The 16,812-nt window shown below is 54.9% G+C and carries 22 protein-coding genes; 19 read left to right on the top strand and 3 right to left on the bottom strand.

The features are described 5' to 3' along the window. Positions 1-5: 5 nt before the first annotated feature. From fliS to amyA, 3 genes are all read left to right on the top strand, one after another. Entirely contained in the window at positions 6-416 is a 411-nt protein-coding gene (gene fliS / locus FD428_RS08825; protein ID WP_012131915.1) for a flagellar export chaperone FliS, read from the top strand. Next, entirely contained in the window at positions 416-778 is a 363-nt protein-coding gene (gene fliT, locus FD428_RS08820) for a flagella biosynthesis regulatory protein FliT (protein WP_012131914.1), read from the top strand. Before fliS ends, fliT begins: the two co-directional genes overlap by 1 nt. A 67-nt stretch (positions 779-845) precedes the next feature. Beyond that, complete coding sequence (amyA, locus tag FD428_RS08815) at positions 846-2,333, top strand: alpha-amylase (RefSeq protein ID WP_114848769.1); 1,488 nt, start codon at positions 846-848, stop codon at positions 2,331-2,333. 80 nt (positions 2,334-2,413) lie between these two features. On the opposite strand, the gene yedD is transcribed toward amyA, so the two are convergent. Further along, positions 2,414-2,827 (bottom strand): lipoprotein YedD, encoded by a 414-nt coding sequence (gene yedD / locus FD428_RS08810; RefSeq protein ID WP_047463076.1) that lies wholly within the window; start codon positions 2,825-2,827, stop codon positions 2,414-2,416. 186 nt (positions 2,828-3,013) lie between these two features. On the opposite strand from yedD, the gene yedE reads away from it, so the two are divergent. Together yedE and yedF are read left to right on the top strand one after the other, a co-directional pair. After that, positions 3,014-4,219: a selenium metabolism membrane protein YedE/FdhT gene (yedE, locus tag FD428_RS08805; RefSeq protein ID WP_114848770.1), complete on the top strand. Its 1,206-nt coding sequence runs from the start codon at positions 3,014-3,016 to the stop codon at positions 4,217-4,219. Beyond that, positions 4,216-4,449 carry a sulfurtransferase-like selenium metabolism protein YedF gene (yedF, locus tag FD428_RS08800; RefSeq protein WP_000790504.1) on the top strand — a complete coding sequence of 78 codons (234 nt, stop codon included), beginning with the start codon at positions 4,216-4,218 and terminating at the stop codon, positions 4,447-4,449. The genes yedE and yedF overlap by 4 nt, the downstream gene beginning before the upstream one ends. Positions 4,450-4,512: 63 nt before the next feature. On the opposite strand, the gene fliE is transcribed toward yedF, so the two are convergent. Next, positions 4,513-4,827, bottom strand: a complete 315-nt coding sequence (fliE, locus tag FD428_RS08795; protein WP_012131910.1) for a flagellar hook-basal body complex protein FliE — start codon at positions 4,825-4,827, stop codon at positions 4,513-4,515. A gap of 216 nt (positions 4,828-5,043) precedes the next feature. Here fliE and fliF point away from each other — a divergent pair, with 216 nt between their 5' ends. From fliF to rcsA, 14 genes are all read left to right on the top strand, one after another. Beyond that, complete coding sequence (fliF, locus tag FD428_RS08790) at positions 5,044-6,720, top strand: flagellar basal-body MS-ring/collar protein FliF (RefSeq protein WP_058669296.1); 1,677 nt, start codon at positions 5,044-5,046, stop codon at positions 6,718-6,720. Beyond that, on the top strand, positions 6,710-7,708 hold the full coding sequence (gene fliG, locus FD428_RS08785; RefSeq protein ID WP_012131907.1) for a flagellar motor switch protein FliG: 999 nt from the start codon (positions 6,710-6,712) through the stop codon (positions 7,706-7,708). The genes fliF and fliG overlap by 11 nt, the downstream gene beginning before the upstream one ends. Next, positions 7,701-8,405 (top strand): flagellar assembly protein FliH, encoded by a 705-nt coding sequence (fliH, locus tag FD428_RS08780; protein WP_058669297.1) that lies wholly within the window; start codon positions 7,701-7,703, stop codon positions 8,403-8,405. Before fliG ends, fliH begins: the two co-directional genes overlap by 8 nt. Next, positions 8,405-9,775 (top strand): flagellar protein export ATPase FliI, encoded by a 1,371-nt coding sequence (gene fliI, locus FD428_RS08775; RefSeq protein ID WP_012131905.1) that lies wholly within the window; start codon positions 8,405-8,407, stop codon positions 9,773-9,775. Before fliH ends, fliI begins: the two co-directional genes overlap by 1 nt. Positions 9,776-9,796: 21 nt before the next feature. Further along, complete coding sequence (fliJ, locus tag FD428_RS08770) at positions 9,797-10,240, top strand: flagellar export protein FliJ (RefSeq protein ID WP_012131904.1); 444 nt, start codon at positions 9,797-9,799, stop codon at positions 10,238-10,240. Continuing rightward, positions 10,237-11,451, top strand: coding sequence for a flagellar hook length control protein FliK (fliK, locus tag FD428_RS08765; RefSeq protein ID WP_058669299.1), 1,215 nt, complete (start codon positions 10,237-10,239; stop codon positions 11,449-11,451). Before fliJ ends, fliK begins: the two co-directional genes overlap by 4 nt. Positions 11,452-11,555: 104 nt before the next feature. Beyond that, a complete protein-coding gene (gene fliL / locus FD428_RS08760) occupies positions 11,556-12,023 on the top strand; it encodes a flagellar basal body-associated protein FliL (RefSeq protein ID WP_047462901.1) in 468 nt (155 codons plus the stop codon). Between the two features lie 4 nt (positions 12,024-12,027). Then, a complete protein-coding gene (fliM, locus tag FD428_RS08755; RefSeq protein ID WP_012131901.1) occupies positions 12,028-13,032 on the top strand; it encodes a flagellar motor switch protein FliM in 1,005 nt (334 codons plus the stop codon). Further along, a complete protein-coding gene (gene fliN, locus FD428_RS08750; protein WP_012131900.1) occupies positions 13,029-13,442 on the top strand; it encodes a flagellar motor switch protein FliN in 414 nt (137 codons plus the stop codon). Before fliM ends, fliN begins: the two co-directional genes overlap by 4 nt. A gap of 2 nt (positions 13,443-13,444) precedes the next feature. Next, positions 13,445-13,819, top strand: a complete 375-nt coding sequence (fliO, locus tag FD428_RS08745) for a flagellar biosynthetic protein FliO (protein ID WP_114848771.1) — start codon at positions 13,445-13,447, stop codon at positions 13,817-13,819. Beyond that, positions 13,819-14,556, top strand: coding sequence for a flagellar type III secretion system pore protein FliP (gene fliP, locus FD428_RS08740; protein ID WP_012131898.1), 738 nt, complete (start codon positions 13,819-13,821; stop codon positions 14,554-14,556). The genes fliO and fliP overlap by 1 nt, the downstream gene beginning before the upstream one ends. Positions 14,557-14,565: 9 nt before the next feature. Continuing rightward, positions 14,566-14,835, top strand: a complete 270-nt coding sequence (gene fliQ / locus FD428_RS08735) for a flagellar biosynthesis protein FliQ (RefSeq protein ID WP_012131897.1) — start codon at positions 14,566-14,568, stop codon at positions 14,833-14,835. 6 nt (positions 14,836-14,841) lie between these two features. Then, positions 14,842-15,636 (top strand): flagellar biosynthetic protein FliR, encoded by a 795-nt coding sequence (gene fliR / locus FD428_RS08730; protein ID WP_112001980.1) that lies wholly within the window; start codon positions 14,842-14,844, stop codon positions 15,634-15,636. Positions 15,637-15,916: 280 nt separating this feature from the next. Next, positions 15,917-16,540, top strand: coding sequence for a transcriptional regulator RcsA (gene rcsA / locus FD428_RS08725; protein ID WP_047462896.1), 624 nt, complete (start codon positions 15,917-15,919; stop codon positions 16,538-16,540). 55 nt (positions 16,541-16,595) lie between these two features. Here rcsA and dsrB read toward each other — a convergent pair whose 3' ends face one another. Next, positions 16,596-16,784 (bottom strand): protein DsrB, encoded by a 189-nt coding sequence (gene dsrB, locus FD428_RS08720; RefSeq protein WP_012131894.1) that lies wholly within the window; start codon positions 16,782-16,784, stop codon positions 16,596-16,598. Positions 16,785-16,812: the final 28 nt, after the last annotated feature.

Raw genomic sequence — 16,812 nt, 5'->3', positions numbered from 1 at the left:
CTGATATGTATAGTAAAAGTGGTGTTCTTTCCTACCAAAAAGTCGGGGTGGAAAGTGCGGTAATGAGTGCCGACCCACACCAACTGATTGTTATGCTTTTTGACGGAGCACTAAGCGCTCTCGTCAGGGCACGACTATTCCTGGAGCAGGGAGAACTGTTATCGAAAGGTGAAGCGCTGTCAAAAGCGATCAATATTATTGATAACGGCCTCAAGGCGGGACTCAACATGGACGTTGAAGGAGACCTTTCCCGCAATCTGGCATCACTTTACGATTACATGATACGTCGTTTGTTACTGGCCAACTTACATAACGACGTCGAAGCTATCATTGAAGTAGAGGGATTGCTAACCAATATCGCTGATGCCTGGAAACAGATTGGCTCACCGGTTTCACCCGTTCAGGATACCCTTTGATGACTAACTTCATCCCGTCACTTACCGACTGGCATGCCCTGCATGCCCTTAGTATCACAATGTTGGATCTCGCTCATTCAGGGAAATGGGATGAACTGATTGAGCAGGAGATGAATTATGTGCAGCTGGTAGAAGGTATTGCACGTAACCCCATCTCTCCCGGCAATACATTTCTGATAAACCAGGCAAAAGAGATCCTGAATGCCGTACTCCGTAACGAGGCTGAGTTAAAAACGCTGTTGCAGCACCGTATGGAAGAGCTACGTCAGCTTATAGACCAGACCGGAAAACAGCAGTCCGTCTCCACGACATACGGGAACCTGGCGGGAAATATTCTGTTCCCCAGTAACCTGAATCAATAATTTTTCCCAATCTGCAATTCTCATCCATACTCCAGAAGTTGGCCTGACGGCTTCTGGAGCACGGAAGATGAAAAACCCCACGCTATTGCAGTACTTCCACTGGTATTACCCTGACGGCGGCAAGCTCTGGCCAGAACTGGCTGAGCGCGCTGGCGGCCTCAATGATATCGGCATTAATATGGTCTGGTTACCGCCCGCCTATAAAGGCGCGTCCGGCGGGTATTCCGTAGGTTATGATTCGTATGACCTGTTTGATCTGGGTGAGTTTGATCAGAAAGGATCTGTCGCCACAAAATATGGCGACAAAGCGCAGCTGCTGGCCGCCATTGAGGCGCTAAAACAAAATGACATTGCGGTTTTGCTCGACGTGGTCGTCAACCACAAAATGGGCGCGGATGAAAAAGAGTCCATTCGCGTACAGCGGGTCAATGAAGATGATCGCACGCAAATCGATGACGATATCATCGAATGTGAAGGCTGGACGCGTTACACCTTCCCTGCCCGCGCCGGTCAATATTCGCAGTTTATCTGGGATTTCAAATGCTTCAGCGGTATTGATCACATCGAAAACCCGGACGAAGACGGCATCTTTAAGATCGTCAACGACTACACTGGCGACGGCTGGAACGACCAGGTCGATGATGAAATGGGTAATTTCGACTATTTGATGGGCGAAAACATCGACTTTCGCAACCATGCGGTCACCGAGGAGATCAAATACTGGGCGCGTTGGGTCATGGCGCAAACCCATTGCGACGGCTTCCGCCTGGATGCGGTCAAACACATTCCGGCCTGGTTTTATAAAGAGTGGATAGAACACGTCCAGGAGGTAGCGCCAAAGCCGCTGTTCATTGTGGCGGAGTACTGGTCTCATGAAGTGGACAAGCTACAAGCCTATATCGATCAGGTGGATGGAAAGACCATGCTGTTCGACGCGCCGCTACAGATGAACTTCCACGAAGCCTCTCGTCAGGGGCGTGATTACGATATGAGCCAGATTTTCACCGACACGCTGGTGGAAGCCGATCCTTTCCATGCCGTAACGCTCGTGGCAAATCACGACACCCAACCGTTACAGGCACTTGAAGCGCCCGTTGAAGCCTGGTTTAAGCCGCTGGCCTATGCGTTGATCCTGTTGCGGGAGAACGGCGTACCGTCAGTGTTCTACCCTGATCTCTACGGCGCACACTACGAGGATACGGGCGGCGACGGTGAAACCTACACCATTGATATGCCCGTTATCGAACAACTCGATCAACTGATTCTCGCGCGCCAGCGTTTTGCCCACGGCATCCAGACGCTCTTTTTCGACCACCCCAACTGCGTTGCCTTTAGCCGTAGCGGTACAGACGACGATCCTGGCTGCGTGGTCGTACTTTCCAACGGCGATGACGGCGAGAAGACCATTACGCTAGGTGAAAATTACGCCAACAAGACCTGGCGTGATTTTTTAGGCAATCGGGAAGAGCGCGTAACCACCGATGAACAGGGGGAGGCCACGTTTACCTGCAACGGTGGCTGCGTCAGCGTATGGGTCATTGAAGATGTGCTGTAAGTACAGGAGAGAACACCGGCCGGGTAAGCGTTAGCGCCCCCGGCATCAACATGATTACCGCCAGCGTTTACCGAAAATGTTTACGGTAACTGACTCGCGAGCGGATGTTTCGATAAATAGTCGGCGCATTCGGTCGTGGGTCGGTCCACGCGTTGCAGCGTCATACCATCATATTCCAGCGTGTTCCCTTCGCGCTCAATCTCATAGAGTTCGCGCTTCACCGTAACGTTGGTTAAATCACCGGAAAGCAGCGTCAGTTTACCCGGCAGGGCAATCACCCGCTGCCACTGACGGCAATCCAGGGTATCTCCTTCTTTGGTCACCACCAGACTGGCTATCGCCTCAGGGCTTACCAGTTTGCGCTGAGGGCCTTTTGACTGCCAATATCCTTCCAGACCGGCTGGCGCTGGCGTCTTCACCACATCGTTATAGTTCTGTACCTCTGCACACCCGGTAAGGACCAGAAATGCGCCAACGATCGCTATTTTTTTCATCATTCATCCTGCATGCGAAGAAAACAGGATTGTGGCATTAAAGCCCTGATGTCGCCAGCCTTTCAGGGCCAACAAGTAATATTGATCCAGTCGATATTACTTCTTATTAGTAGTAGGCAAAAAATCTGATCGGTGTACTATCCGCTCTTCTTTTATTTTCCTTCTGAGTTCAGAGGCTAAGAAAGCATGTCATGGCAACAATTCAAACAAGCCTGGTTAGTTAAATTCTGGGCGCCTGTCCCTGCGGTCATCGCAGCAGGTATTCTCTCCACTTATTATTTCGGTATCACCGGTACGTTCTGGGCTGTCACAGGCGAATTCACCCGCTGGGGTGGACAAATCCTCCAGCTGTTTGGCGTTCATGCTGAAGAGTGGGGTTACTACAAGCTGATCCATCTGGAAGGTTCCCCTCTTACCCGCATCGACGGGATGATGATCCTCGGCATGTTCGGCGGCTGCTTTGCCGCGGCACTGTGGGCCAACAACGTTAAATTACGTATGCCGCGCAGCCGTATCCGCATTATGCAGGCGATTATCGGCGGGATGATTGCCGGTTTTGGCGCGCGCATGGCGATGGGTTGCAATCTGGCGGCCTTCTTCACCGGCATTCCACAGTTTTCTCTTCATGCCTGGTTCTTTGCGCTGGCAACCGCCATCGGCTCCTGGTTCGGCGCACGCTTCACGCTACTGCCCATATTCCGTATCCCGGTCAAAATGCAGAAAGTCTCCGCTGCCTCGCCGCTGACGCAGAAGCCGGATCAGGCGCGCCACCGTTTCCGTCTGGGGATGCTGGTCTTTATCGGCATGATCGGCTGGGCGCTGCTGACGGCGATGAACCAGCCAAAACTGGGGCTGGCCATGCTGTTCGGCGTGGGTTTTGGTCTGCTGATTGAACGTGCGCAAATTTGTTTCACCTCGGCCTTCCGTGACCTGTGGATCACCGGTCGCACCCATATGGCGAAAGCCATCATCTTCGGGATGGCGGTGAGCGCTATCGGAATTTTCAGCTACGTGCAGTTAGGCGTGGAAGCGAAGATTATGTGGGCTGGCCCGAACGCCGTTATCGGCGGTCTGCTGTTTGGTTTTGGCATCGTGCTGGCGGGCGGGTGTGAAACCGGCTGGATGTACCGCGCCGTGGAAGGTCAGGTGCACTACTGGTGGGTGGGCCTCGGCAACGTTATCGGCTCCACTATTCTGGCATATTACTGGGATGATTTTGCCCCGGCGCTGGCAACCCGTTGGGACAAAGTGAATCTGCTCGACACCTTCGGCCCGCTGGGCGGCCTGCTGGTCACTTATCTGCTGCTGTTTGCCGCGCTGATGCTGATAATCGGTTGGGAAAAACGTTTCTTCCGTCGCTCCGGGTTAACCCCTGCTAAGGAATCCGCATGAAAAATATCGTTCCTGATTACCGTCTTGATATGGTTGGTGAGCCCTGCCCTTACCCGGCCGTCGCCACGCTGGAAGCGATGCCGCAGTTAAAAAAGGGAGAAATTCTGGAAGTGGTGAGCGACTGCCCGCAATCCATCAATAATATTCCGCTGGATGCGCGCAATCACGGCTATACGGTGCTGGATATTCAGCAGGATGGCCCAACGATTCGCTATCTGATTCAGAAGTAATCATTTGCCGGATGACGGCGCAAGCGCCTTATCCGGCCTGTATGATGCATTCAGCAGGTCTGGCTACACCTGCATCGACATCACTTCCTGGTACGCCGACATCAGTTTGTTGCGTACCTGAATACCCATCTGCATTGAGACAGACGCTTTTTGCATATCGGTCATCACATCATTAAGCGCAATGCCTGGCTCACCCAGAGTAAATTTTTCTGCCTGTACGCGCGCGGTGGTTTGCGTGTCACTGATGCGATTCAGTGCCGCATGCAGTTGACCGGCAAAACTTACGGTTGGTTGCGGCAGCGCGTCTTGCGCCCGTGCGGACATCGCCGTTGCCTGTAGCTGGCTGATAACCCCTTCAATCCCCTGTATTGCTGACATGCTAATCCCCTGGATGATTTTTTACACAGCAGAGATTACCAGTTTGTCAATAAGATAAAGGCGCTAAATAGCGATAAAAAACCTCGGTTTTTGGCGCATAGAAAAATTCGAAACCGCAAATAATGAGACCGTCAATTTTTCGAGTTTGCTGACCCGGGAGTGAGTCTTGTTCCACTTTGCAAAAAACGCCGTCCACGATCAGTCACGAGGTGCGAGATGAGTGCGACTGCATCGACTGCAACCCAACCTAAACCTCTCGAGTGGCTTAATCGCCTGCGCGCGAATCCCAGAATTCCTCTGATTGTGGCGGGATCAGCCGCCGTTGCCATCATCGTTGCTATGGTTTTGTGGGCGAAAGCGCCAGATTATCGCACGCTGTTCAGCAACCTTTCCGATCAGGATGGCGGGGCCATTGTCACGCAGCTGACCCAGATGAACATCCCTTACCGCTTCACCGAAGGAAGCGGTGCGATTGAAGTGCCTGCCGATAAAGTGCATGAGCTTCGCCTGCGCCTGGCGCAACAGGGATTGCCAAAAGGCGGCGCTGTTGGCTTCGAGCTGTTAGACCAGGAAAAATTCGGCATTAGCCAGTTCAGCGAGCAGGTCAATTACCAGCGCGCGCTGGAAGGCGAGCTGGCTCGCACTATCGAAACCCTGGGGCCGGTAAAACGCGCCCGTGTCCACCTGGCGATGCCGAAACCTTCTCTGTTCGTGCGCGAGCAGAAATCCCCTTCCGCTTCCGTGACGGTCAATCTTGAACCAGGCCGCGCGCTGGATGAAGGGCAAATCAGCGCGGTGGTGCATCTGGTATCCAGCGCCGTTGCAGGTCTGCCGCCAGGTAACGTCACGCTGGTCGATCAGGGCGGTCATCTGTTGACTCAGTCCAATACCAGCAGCCGCGATCTGAACGACGCGCAGTTGAAATATGCCAGCGATGTGGAAGGACGCATTCAGCGCCGTATCGAATCGATCCTTTCGCCAATCGTCGGCAATGGCAACGTCCATGCTCAGGTTACTGCGCAGCTGGATTTTGCCAACAAAGAGCAAACGGAAGAGCAATACCGTCCGAACGGCGACGCATCGCAGGCCGTGCTGCGCTCACGCCAGCTTAATGAAAGCGAGCAAATCGGCTCCGGCTATCCGGGCGGCGTACCGGGTGCGCTGTCGAATCAGCCTGCGCCGGCGAATGCTGCGCCGATCAGCACACCGCCTGCTAATCAGCAAAACGCGCAGAACACGCAGACGACCAACAATGCGAACAGCAATGTGCCGCGCAATACGCAGCGCAACGAAACCAGTAACTATGAAGTGGATCGCACCATTCGCCACACCAAACTGAACGTGGGCGATGTGCAGCGACTCTCCGTGGCGGTCGTGGTGAACTACCGCGCCCTGCCGGACGGCAAACCGCTGCCGTTAACCACGGAACAGATGAAGCAGATCGAAGATCTGACCCGCGAAGCAATGGGCTTCTCCGACAAACGCGGCGATACCCTTAACGTGGTGAATTCACCGTTTACCGCAACGGACGACCTGGGCGGCGAGCTGCCATTCTGGAAACAGCAAGCCTTTATTGAGCAGTTGATCTCCGCAGGTCGCTGGCTCCTGGTTCTGCTGGTTGCCTGGATTCTGTGGCGCAAAGCGGTTCGACCGCAGCTTGCTCGCCGCGCTGAAGAGACGAAAGCCGCGCAGGAACAGGCGCAGGTTCGTCAGGAAACCGAAGAAGCGGTAGAAGTTCGCCTCAGCAAAGACGAACAGACCCAGCAGCGCCGGGCGAACCAGCGTCTGGGCGCAGAAGTGATGAGCCAGCGTATTCGCGAAATGTCAGATAACGATCCGCGCGTCGTGGCGCTGGTCATTCGCCAGTGGATGAATAACGATCATGAGCAATAAACTTACCGGCACCGATAAAAGCGTCATCCTGCTGATGACCATTGGCGAAGACCGTGCGGCAGAGGTGTTTAAGCACCTCTCCACGCGCGAAGTGCAAACCCTGAGTTCGGCAATGGCGAACGTGCGCCAGATTTCCAACAAACAGCTGACCGATGTGCTGGCGGAATTTGAGCAAGAAGCCGAACAGTTTGCCGCACTCAACATCAACGCCAACGAATACCTGCGTTCCGTGCTGGTTAAAGCGCTGGGTGAAGAACGTGCCGCCAGTCTGCTGGAAGATATCCTCGAAACGCGGGATACCGCCAGCGGCATTGAAACGCTCAACTTTATGGAGCCGCAAAGCGCCGCCGACCTTATCCGCGACGAACACCCGCAGATTATCGCCACCATCCTGGTGCATCTCAAACGCGGCCAGGCCGCCGATATTCTGGCGCTGTTCGACGAACGTCTGCGCCACGATGTCATGCTGCGTATCGCGACCTTCGGCGGCGTACAGCCAGCCGCACTGGCGGAACTGACCGAAGTGTTGAATGGTCTGCTCGACGGTCAGAACCTCAAACGCAGCAAAATGGGCGGCGTGAGAACCGCGGCAGAAATCATCAACCTGATGAAAACCCAGCAGGAAGAGGCGGTTATCAGCGCCGTACGCGAATTCGACGGCGAGCTGGCGCAGAAAATTATCGACGAAATGTTCCTGTTCGAAAATCTGGTGGAAGTCGACGATCGCAGCATCCAGCGTCTGTTGCAGGAAGTGGATTCCGAGTCGTTGCTGATCGCCCTGAAAGGCGCCGAGCCGCCGCTGCGCGAGAAATTCCTGCGCAACATGTCGCAGCGTGCTGCCGATATTCTGCGCGACGACCTCGCCAACCGTGGCCCGGTACGTCTGTCTCAGGTGGAGAACGAACAGAAAGCCATTCTGCTTATTGTGCGTCGTCTGGCGGAAACCGGCGAAATGGTAATCGGCAGCGGCGAGGATACCTATGTCTAACGAATTGCCGTGGCAGATCTGGACACCGGACGATCTCGTCCCTCCCCTGGCCGAGTTTGTGCCAATGGAGCACCGCGACGAACCGATAGCCATCGATGACGAACCGGAGCTGAGTGCCGAACAGCAGCTTGAGCAGCAACTGGCGCAGCTGAAAATGCAGGCGCACGAGCAAGGGTATAACGCGGGCCTCACCGAAGGCCGCCAGAAAGGCCACGAACAGGGCTATCAGGAAGGATTAGCGCAAGGGCTGGAGCAAGGCCAGACACAGGCGCGCGCTCAACAGGCGCCGCTGAATGCCCGAATGCAACAACTGGTCAGCGAGTTTCAGAATACGCTGGACGCGCTGGACAGCGTGATTGCCTCGCGCCTGATGCAAATGGCGCTGGAAGCCGCTCGCCAGGTGATCGGCCAGACGCCAGCGGTGGACAACTCCGCGCTCATTAAACAGATCCAGCAATTGTTGCAACAGGAACCGTTGTTCAGCGGGAAACCGCAATTACGCGTTCACCCGGATGATTTACAGCGCGTCGAAGAGATGCTCGGGGCCACGCTCAGCCTGCACGGCTGGCGTTTGCGCGGCGATCCCACGCTGCATCATGGCGGCTGTAAAGTGTCCGCCGATGAAGGCGATCTGGACGCCAGCGTCGCCACGCGTTGGCAAGAACTCTGCCGCCTGGCGGCTCCCGGAGTCGTCTGATGACTACGCGCCTGACCCGCTGGCTGAATACGCTGGATAACTTCGAAGCCAAAATGGCGCAGCTCCCGGCGGTGCGTCGCTACGGGCGGCTGACCCGCGCCACCGGTCTGGTGCTGGAAGCCACCGGTTTGCAGCTGCCGCTCGGCGCGACCTGCGTCATTGAACGGCAGGACGGGACGGAAACACGCGAAGTGGAAAGCGAAGTCGTCGGCTTTAATGGCCAGCGGCTGTTTTTAATGCCGCTGGAAGAGGTCGAAGGCATTCTTCCCGGCGCACGCGTTTACGCAAAAAATATTGCCGGGGAAGGTCTGCAAAGCGGAAAACAGCTGCCGCTCGGCCCTGCCCTGCTGGGGCGAGTGCTGGACGGCGGCGGCAAGCCGCTGGATGGTCTTCCCGCGCCAGACACCACGGAAACCGGCGCGTTAATCACTCAGCCATTCAACCCCTTGCAGCGAACGCCCATTGAGCATGTGCTGGATACCGGCGTCCGCCCCATCAACGCGCTGCTTACCGTCGGACGCGGACAGCGTATGGGGCTGTTTGCCGGTTCCGGCGTAGGTAAAAGCGTTCTGCTCGGCATGATGGCGCGCTATACCCGCGCGGACGTTATCGTCGTCGGGCTGATTGGCGAACGTGGCCGCGAAGTTAAAGATTTTATCGAAAACATTCTGGGCGCTGACGGGCGCGCGCGTTCGGTGGTGATTGCCGCGCCTGCAGATGTCTCGCCACTGCTGCGAATGCAGGGAGCGGCCTATGCCACGCGTATTGCCGAGGATTTCCGCGATCGCGGGCAGCACGTACTGCTGATCATGGACTCCCTGACCCGCTACGCGATGGCGCAGCGTGAGATTGCGCTGGCGATCGGCGAACCACCTGCGACCAAGGGGTATCCGCCTTCGGTCTTCGCAAAATTACCTGCGCTGGTGGAACGTGCGGGGAACGGCATTCACGGCGGCGGCTCCATCACCGCGTTTTATACGGTATTGACCGAAGGCGACGATCAGCAGGACCCGATCGCCGACTCGGCGCGTGCGATCCTGGATGGACACATTGTGTTATCCCGTCGTCTGGCCGAAGCCGGTCACTACCCGGCCATTGATATTGAAGCGTCGATCAGCCGTGCGATGACGTCGCTGATCACCGAGCAACACTATGCACGCGTACGGAATTTCAAACAGTTGCTGTCCAGTTTCCAGCGTAACCGCGATTTGGTGAGCGTCGGCGCGTATGCCAAAGGCAGCGATCCCATGCTGGATAAAGCCATCGCGCTGTGGCCGCAGCTGGAGGCGTTTTTGCAACAAGGTATTTTCGAACGAGCCGACTGGGAAGATTCTCTCCAGGCGCTGGAACTGATTTTCCCGACGGTGTGATGAAGCAGGAGGGCATAGGTCATGGCACAACATGGTGCGCTGGCAACATTAAAAGATCTGGCCGAGAAAGAAGTGGATGATGCCGCTCTCTTATTAGGGGAAATGCGACGCGGATTCCAGCAGGCGGAAGAACAACTGAAAATGCTGATCGATTATCAGCATGAGTATCGCAACAATCTCAATGCCGATATGGGCCAGGGGATTGCCAGCAACCGCTGGATTAACTATCAGCAATTTATTCAGACGCTGGAGAAGGCCATTGAGCAGCATCGCCAGCAGCTGACGCAGTGGACACAAAAAGTGGACGTGGCGCTGAACAGCTGGCGTGAAAAGAAACAACGGCTTCAGGCCTGGCAGACCTTACAGGACAGACAAAGTGCGGCAGCGTTATTGGCTGAAAACCGCCTGGATCAGAAAAAAATGGATGAATTTGCTCAGCGTGCTGCAATGAGGAAAACCGAATGATCACCTTGCCCCAACTGATCACGACCGACACAGACGTAACGACAGGCCTTCAGGCCGGTAAAACAGCCGATTCAGCCCAGGATTTTCTGGCGCTGTTAGCCGGTGCTTTGGGCGCAGGCGACGCGCAGGGTAAAGATGCCCCGCTTTCGCTTGCCGATCTCCAGGCGGCAGGCGGCAAACTGCAAAAAGGATTGCTGCAAAAAAATGGCGATACGCCGCAGACGACAGCGCTGGCCGATCTTCTGGCGCGCCAGGATCTGCTGACGGATGACGCCACAGCAGACCTGACCGAGGCACAGCAGTTGCTGTCCACGCTGACGCCTTCGCTGAAAAGCAACGCCCTGAACGCGTTAAGTAAGACTGCCCGGCAGGACGACAACGCACCGGCGCTGAGCGATGAAGACCTCGCGAATCTGAGCGCGCTCTTCGCCATGTTACCGGGCCAGCCGGCGCTGACGCCAACCACGCGAACCGCGTCGGCTGAAGGCGCACTCTCCGCCCCGGCATCGCTGCGTGGCGATACGCGCGCCGCTATGCAGGATGCGGTTGCCGGGCTGACGACTGGCGAGCTGAAAAAAGGGAAAGTCGATGCCGCGCCTGACGTCACCGCAAACTCAGCAAGCAACCAGCCGGTAACGCCGCTGGTCGCCGCCGCTGCCGCTAAAGCCGACATGGAAAGCACGCCTTCTCCGGTCACGACCATTGGCGCCATGACCACGCCTGGCGGTATGACGACGCAGACGCAACCCGCGCCTGTCGCAGCCGCCCCGGTGCTCAGCGCGCCGCTGGGCAGCCATGAGTGGCAGCAGTCATTAAGCCAGCATGTGACGCTGTTTACCCGCCAGGGGCAGCAGAGCGCGGAACTGCGTCTGCACCCGGAGGAACTGGGGCAGATTCAAATCTCCCTCAAAATGGATGATAACCAGGCGCAACTGCAAATGGTGTCAGCGCATAGCCACGTTCGCGCCGCGCTGGAAGCCGCGTTACCCGTACTGCGTACCCAACTGGCGGAAAACGGCATCCAGCTGGGACAAAGCAGTATCAGCAGTGAAAGTTTCGCCGGACAGCAGCAGTCGTCATCCCAGCAGCAGCACGCTTCCCGCGCACAGGGACAAGAGGCTTTTGCCGCCGAAGATGACATCGCACTGACGACGCCGGGCTCGCTCCAGGCTGCCGCTCGCGGCGATGGCGCGGTGGATATCTTCGCCTAACGCCAGAGGTAGCATGATTATCCGCGTCTTTTCCACGCTTTGCCGTGGACAGGACACGGGATAATCAGCCAATAAGCTGTACCGAAACAGGAAGCCCGTATCTGATGACTGACTCCGCGATTAACAGAAAGAGCAAACGCTCAATTTGGATCCCTTTGCTGGTGTTGATTACTCTTGCCGCCTGCGCAACCGCCGGCTATAGCTACTGGCGGATGCAGGAGCACCCGACCGCCAGCGCTAGCGCGGCCCCGCCACCGCCGCCAGCGCCCGTATTTTTCGCGCTGGATACGTTTACCGTCAATCTGGGCGATGCCGATCGCGTGCTGTATATCGGGATTACGCTGCGCCTGAAGGACGAAGTGACGCGCGCGCGTCTGAGCGAATATCTGCCAGAAGTGCGCAGCCGTCTGTTGCTGCTGTTTTCGCGTCAGGATGCCACTGCGCTTTCGACGGAAGCCGGGAAGCAGACGCTGATCGCGGCAATCAAAGAAACGCTCTCTACTCCGCTCGTTGCTGGACAACCGAAACAGGAAGTCACCGACGTTCTTTATACAGCTTTCATTCTGCGGTAAAGACATGGGCGATAGTATTCTTTCTCAGGCTGAAATCGATGCGCTGCTCAACGGCGACAGCGAGGCCAAAGACGAACCCACCCCTGGCGGCGTGGGCGACAATGATATTCGTCCTTATGATCCCAATACACAGCGTCGCGTGGTGCGCGAGCGCTTGCAGGCGCTGGAGATCATTAACGAACGTTTCGCGCGTCAATTCCGTATGGGACTGTTTAACCTGCTGCGTCGCAGCCCGGATATTACCGTAGGCGCGATCCGCATTCAGCCATATCACGAATTTGCGCGTAATTTACCCGTACCGACCAACCTGAACCTGATCCATCTGAAGCCACTGCGCGGTACGGGTCTGGTGGTGTTTTCGCCGAGTCTGGTGTTTATCGCCGTGGATAACCTGTTTGGCGGCGACGGGCGTTTTCCGACCAAAGTGGAAGGTCGTGAGTTTACGCATACCGAACAGCGCGTTATCAACCGCATGCTGAAGCTGGCGCTTGAAAGCTACAGCGACGCGTGGAAAGCGATTAACCCGCTGGAAGTGGAGTACGTTCGCTCTGAGATGCAGGTGAAATTCACCAATATCACCACCTCTCCGAACGACATTGTGGTGAACACGCCGTTCCACGTCGAAATTGGCAACCTGACAGGCGAGTTCAACATCTGCCTGCCTTTCAGCATGATTGAGCCGCTGCGGGAGCTGTTGGTGAACCCGCCGCTGGAAAACTCGCGTCATGAAGATCAGAACTGGCGCGACAATCTGGTGCGTCAGGTTCAGCATTCAGAGCTGGAGCTGGTGGCGAACTTTGCGGACATCCCGCTGCGCCTTTCCCAGATATTAAAGCTGAAACCCGGCGACGTGCTGCCGATTGAAAAACCCGACCGCATTATTGCTCATGTGGACGGCGTACCTGTACTGACCAGCCAGTATGGCACCGTGAACGGTCAGTATGCGTTGCGCGTAGAGCATTTGATCAACCCGATTTTGAATTCGCTGAATGAGGAACAGCCCAAATGAGTGACATGAATAATCCGTCCGATGAGAATACCGGCGCATTGGACGATCTGTGGGCTGACGCGTTAAACGAGCAAAAAACAACGACCAGCAAAAGCGCGGCCGATGCCGTCTTCCAGCAGTTGGGCGGCGGCGACGTCAGTGGAAACCTACAGGATATCGATTTAATCATGGATATTCCGGTCAAGCTGACCGTGGAGCTGGGTCGCACGCGCATGACCATCAAAGAGCTGCTGCGCCTGACGCAGGGTTCAGTGGTCGCGCTGGACGGACTGGCAGGCGAGCCGTTGGATATTCTGATTAACGGCTACCTGATTGCCCAGGGTGAAGTCGTGGTGGTCGCCGATAAATACGGCGTGCGCATCACGGATATCATCACGCCGTCTGAACGTATGCGTCGTCTGAGCCGTTAAGCATGAAAACCCAGGCTACCGTTTCACAGCCCTCTGCCGTATCAGGCTCGCCGTTAGTTCAGGTGAGCGGCGCGCTGTTTGGGATCATCGTGTTGATTCTGGTCGCAGCCTGGGTCATTAAACGCCTGGGGTTTGCGCCCAAAGGCGCCGGTACGCGAGGGTTGAAAGTGTCAGCCAGCACCTCGCTGGTCCCGCGTGAGCGCGTGGTCATTGTCGATGTTGAAGACGCTCGGCTGGTACTGGGCGTCACGGCCACGCAAGTCAATGTGTTGCATACCCTCCCCCCTGCGCCTGTCGTTGCAGAAGAAAAACCGGCCGCCCCTGCGGATTTCCAGGCCATGATGAAGAGTTTGTTGAAGCGTTCCGGGAGATCCTGATGCGCCGTTTGTTATCCCTCACGCTGATGGCTTTGTGGTTTATCAGCCCTGCCGCGTTCGCACAATTACCCGGACTGGTCAGCCAACCGCTACCCGGCGGCGGGCAAAGCTGGTCCCTGCCGGTACAGACACTGGTCTTTATTACGTCACTGACGTTCCTGCCCGCCATTTTGCTGATGATGACCAGCTTTACCCGCATCATTATCGTCTTCGGCTTGCTGCGAAACGCGCTGGGAACGCCCTCTGCGCCGCCAAACCAGGTGCTTCTCGGGCTGGCGCTGTTCTTGACGTTTTTTATTATGTCTCCGGTTATCGACAAAATTTATGTGGATGCCTGGCAGCCTTTCAGCGAAGAGAAGATTTCCATGCAGGAAGCGCTGGAAAAAGGCGCTCAGCCGCTACGGGAGTTTATGCTGCGGCAGACCCGTGAGGCTGACCTGGGCCTGTTCGCGCGTCTGGCAAACAGCGGCCCGCTACAGGGGCCGGAAGCCGTGCCGATGCGAATTTTGCTCCCGGCCTACGTCACCAGCGAGTTAAAAACCGCTTTTCAGATCGGTTTTACGATTTTCATCCCTTTCCTGATTATCGATCTGGTTATCGCCAGCGTGTTGATGGCGCTCGGGATGATGATGGTGCCGCCGGCCACCATTGCGCTGCCGTTTAAGCTTATGCTTTTTGTCCTGGTCGACGGCTGGCAGTTGCTCGTTGGCTCTCTTGCTCAAAGTTTTTACAGTTAGAGGCGCAAAATGACACCCGAATCGGTCATGATGATAGGCACGGAGGCAATGAAGGTCGCGCTTGCGCTTGCCGCGCCTCTGCTGCTGGTTGCGCTGTTTACCGGCCTTATCATCAGTATTTTACAGGCCGCCACCCAGATCAACGAAATGACGCTGTCATTTATCCCGAAAATTGTGGCGGTATTTACGGCGATCATTGTGGCGGGCCCCTGGATGCTTAACCTGCTGCTGGATTACGTGCGTACGCTGTTCAGTAACTTGCCGTATATCATCGGATAAGACGCGATGTTGCAGGTCACAAGCGATCAATGGTTATACTGGCTTAACCTCTACTTCTGGCCGCTGTTACGTGTACTGGCGCTGATCTCTACCGCGCCGATCCTCAGTGAACGTACGGTTCCCAAACGGGTAAAGCTGGGGCTGGGGTTTATGATCACTCTCATTATCGCCCCTTCACTCCCGGCGAATAATGTGCCTGTTTTTTCCACCGAAGCCTTATGGCTCGCCATGCAGCAAATCATGATCGGCATTGCGCTAGGGTTTACCATGCAGTTTGCCTTTGCTGCGGTGCGTACGGCGGGGGAATTCATCGGTCTGCAAATGGGTCTCTCTTTCGCCACGTTTGTTGACCCGGGCAGCCGCCTCAATATGCCGGTACTCGCCAGAATCCTCGACATGCTCGCCATGCTGCTGTTTCTTACGTTTAACGGCCATCTGTGGCTGATCTCGCTGCTGGTAGACACCTTCCATACGCTGCCTATCGGCGGCGACCCGGTCAACAGCAATGCGTTTCTGGCGCTTGCCCGGGCAGGCGGACTGATCTTCCTCAACGGACTCATGTTAGCCTTGCCGGTCATTACGTTACTGCTCACCCTCAACCTGTCGCTCGGGCTATTAAACCGTATGGCTCCGCAGTTATCCGTATTTGTTATTGGCTTCCCGTTAACCTTATCCGTCGGCATTTTGTTAATCGCCGCGCTCATGCCATTAATTGCCCCTTTCTGTGAACACTTATTCGGTGAAATTTTCAATTTGCTTGCTGATATCGTTAGCGAAATGCCGACAACCAATAACCCATAATTTTTATCCTGTCTTACTAAGGATTTTCCTAAATTTAAAATCTAAAAACATCTACCAGGATATATCTGCTGCGCTTTATTTGTTTTTACCTTACTCACATAACATAACATTTACTTTACTTTGAGAAGATTCCTGGCAAATTATACGTAACTTTACGGGATAGTAAGTTCGCCTGAAAACAGCGAAAGCGTCATCTTAGGTCACTATTATTGTTCCGTTGGGTTGTGATGAGATATTCAGGTAAGGGGAATTATCGTTACGCATTGAGTGAGGGTATGCCATGTCAACGATTATTATGGATTTATGCAGTTACACCCGGCTAGGTTTGACCGGGTATCTGGTAAGCAGAGGGGTGAAAAAAAGGGAAATCAACGACATTGAGACCGTTGACGAACTCGCCATCGCTTGTGACTCACAGCAGCCTTCTGTGGTGTTTATTAATGAGGACTGTTTCATCCATGATCCATCTAACAGTCAGCAAATAAAGCAGATCATTAATCAGCATCCCAACACGTTATTTATTGTTTTTATGGCAATTGCTAATGTGCATTTTGATGAATACTTATTAGTAAGAAAAAACTTATTGATTAGTTCAAAATCAATTAAGCCCGATTCTCTGGATGATATTCTTGGCGATATTCTGAAAAAAGAGACGGATATTGTAGGAGTAGTAAATTTACCTACGTTATCTTTAAGCCGTACTGAATCCAGTATGTTGCGAATGTGGATGGATGGACAGGGAACAATACAGATTTCAGATCAAATGAATATCAAGGCAAAGACGGTGTCATCCCACAAAGGGAATATTAAACGGAAGATAAAAACGCATAATAAACAGGTTATCTATCATGTCGTGCGGCTGACGGATAACGTGACAAACGGAATTTTTGTTAACATGCGATGAGGCCCCCTGACTGGTGGATATTCCACCAGTCAGGATAAAAGCGACGAAAATCACATTACTCTGTTTTTTCCACAAAGATCCCATCCTGATGGCCTGACTCATTGAAGAACCAGATACCGAGCGGGTAGTCTTCCAGCGAAACCAGGTACATCGTACCTTCACTAAACTCTTCAACCGCCAATACCACGCCTGGCCGACGAGGGCCGCCGTCTGTTTTGACTGTTACCCGATCATTCACCTTCATCAATTATCCTCCTGTGGCTTTGTGCCAG

Source organism: Citrobacter sp. TBCP-5362 (genome assembly GCF_005406305.1).
In the GTDB taxonomy this organism is placed as follows: Bacteria; Pseudomonadota; Gammaproteobacteria; order Enterobacterales; family Enterobacteriaceae; genus Citrobacter_B; species Citrobacter_B koseri.
Note: the sequence above shows the minus strand (reverse complement) of the source record. Positions and strands in the feature narration are given on the sequence as shown.

Bases quoted from the DNA above. Each gene is read 5' to 3' on its own strand.
- yedE (WP_114848770.1), top strand. From the start codon at position 3,014: ATGTCATGGCAACAATTCAAACAAGCCTGGTTAGTTAAATTCTGGGCG.
- fliG (WP_012131907.1), top strand. From the start codon at position 6,710: ATGAGCAATAAACTTACCGGCACCGATAAAAGCGTCATCCTGCTGATG.
- amyA (WP_114848769.1), top strand. From the start codon at position 846: ATGAAAAACCCCACGCTATTGCAGTACTTCCACTGGTATTACCCTGAC.
- fliT (WP_012131914.1), top strand. From the start codon at position 416: ATGACTAACTTCATCCCGTCACTTACCGACTGGCATGCCCTGCATGCC.
- rcsA (WP_047462896.1), top strand. From the start codon at position 15,917: ATGTCAACGATTATTATGGATTTATGCAGTTACACCCGGCTAGGTTTG.
- yedF (WP_000790504.1), top strand. From the start codon at position 4,216: ATGAAAAATATCGTTCCTGATTACCGTCTTGATATGGTTGGTGAGCCC.
- dsrB (WP_012131894.1), bottom strand. From the start codon at position 16,784: ATGAAGGTGAATGATCGGGTAACAGTCAAAACAGACGGCGGCCCTCGT.
- fliF (WP_058669296.1), top strand. From the start codon at position 5,044: ATGAGTGCGACTGCATCGACTGCAACCCAACCTAAACCTCTCGAGTGG.
- fliI (WP_012131905.1), top strand. From the start codon at position 8,405: ATGACTACGCGCCTGACCCGCTGGCTGAATACGCTGGATAACTTCGAA.
- fliO (WP_114848771.1), top strand. From the start codon at position 13,445: ATGAAAACCCAGGCTACCGTTTCACAGCCCTCTGCCGTATCAGGCTCG.
- fliM (WP_012131901.1), top strand. From the start codon at position 12,028: ATGGGCGATAGTATTCTTTCTCAGGCTGAAATCGATGCGCTGCTCAAC.
- fliH (WP_058669297.1), top strand. From the start codon at position 7,701: ATGTCTAACGAATTGCCGTGGCAGATCTGGACACCGGACGATCTCGTC.
- fliN (WP_012131900.1), top strand. From the start codon at position 13,029: ATGAGTGACATGAATAATCCGTCCGATGAGAATACCGGCGCATTGGAC.
- yedD (WP_047463076.1), bottom strand. From the start codon at position 2,827: ATGAAAAAAATAGCGATCGTTGGCGCATTTCTGGTCCTTACCGGGTGT.
- fliL (WP_047462901.1), top strand. From the start codon at position 11,556: ATGACTGACTCCGCGATTAACAGAAAGAGCAAACGCTCAATTTGGATC.
- fliP (WP_012131898.1), top strand. From the start codon at position 13,819: ATGCGCCGTTTGTTATCCCTCACGCTGATGGCTTTGTGGTTTATCAGC.
- fliE (WP_012131910.1), bottom strand. From the start codon at position 4,827: ATGTCAGCAATACAGGGGATTGAAGGGGTTATCAGCCAGCTACAGGCA.
- fliJ (WP_012131904.1), top strand. From the start codon at position 9,797: ATGGCACAACATGGTGCGCTGGCAACATTAAAAGATCTGGCCGAGAAA.
- fliQ (WP_012131897.1), top strand. From the start codon at position 14,566: ATGACACCCGAATCGGTCATGATGATAGGCACGGAGGCAATGAAGGTC.
- fliK (WP_058669299.1), top strand. From the start codon at position 10,237: ATGATCACCTTGCCCCAACTGATCACGACCGACACAGACGTAACGACA.
- fliS (WP_012131915.1), top strand. From the start codon at position 6: ATGTATAGTAAAAGTGGTGTTCTTTCCTACCAAAAAGTCGGGGTGGAA.
- fliR (WP_112001980.1), top strand. From the start codon at position 14,842: ATGTTGCAGGTCACAAGCGATCAATGGTTATACTGGCTTAACCTCTAC.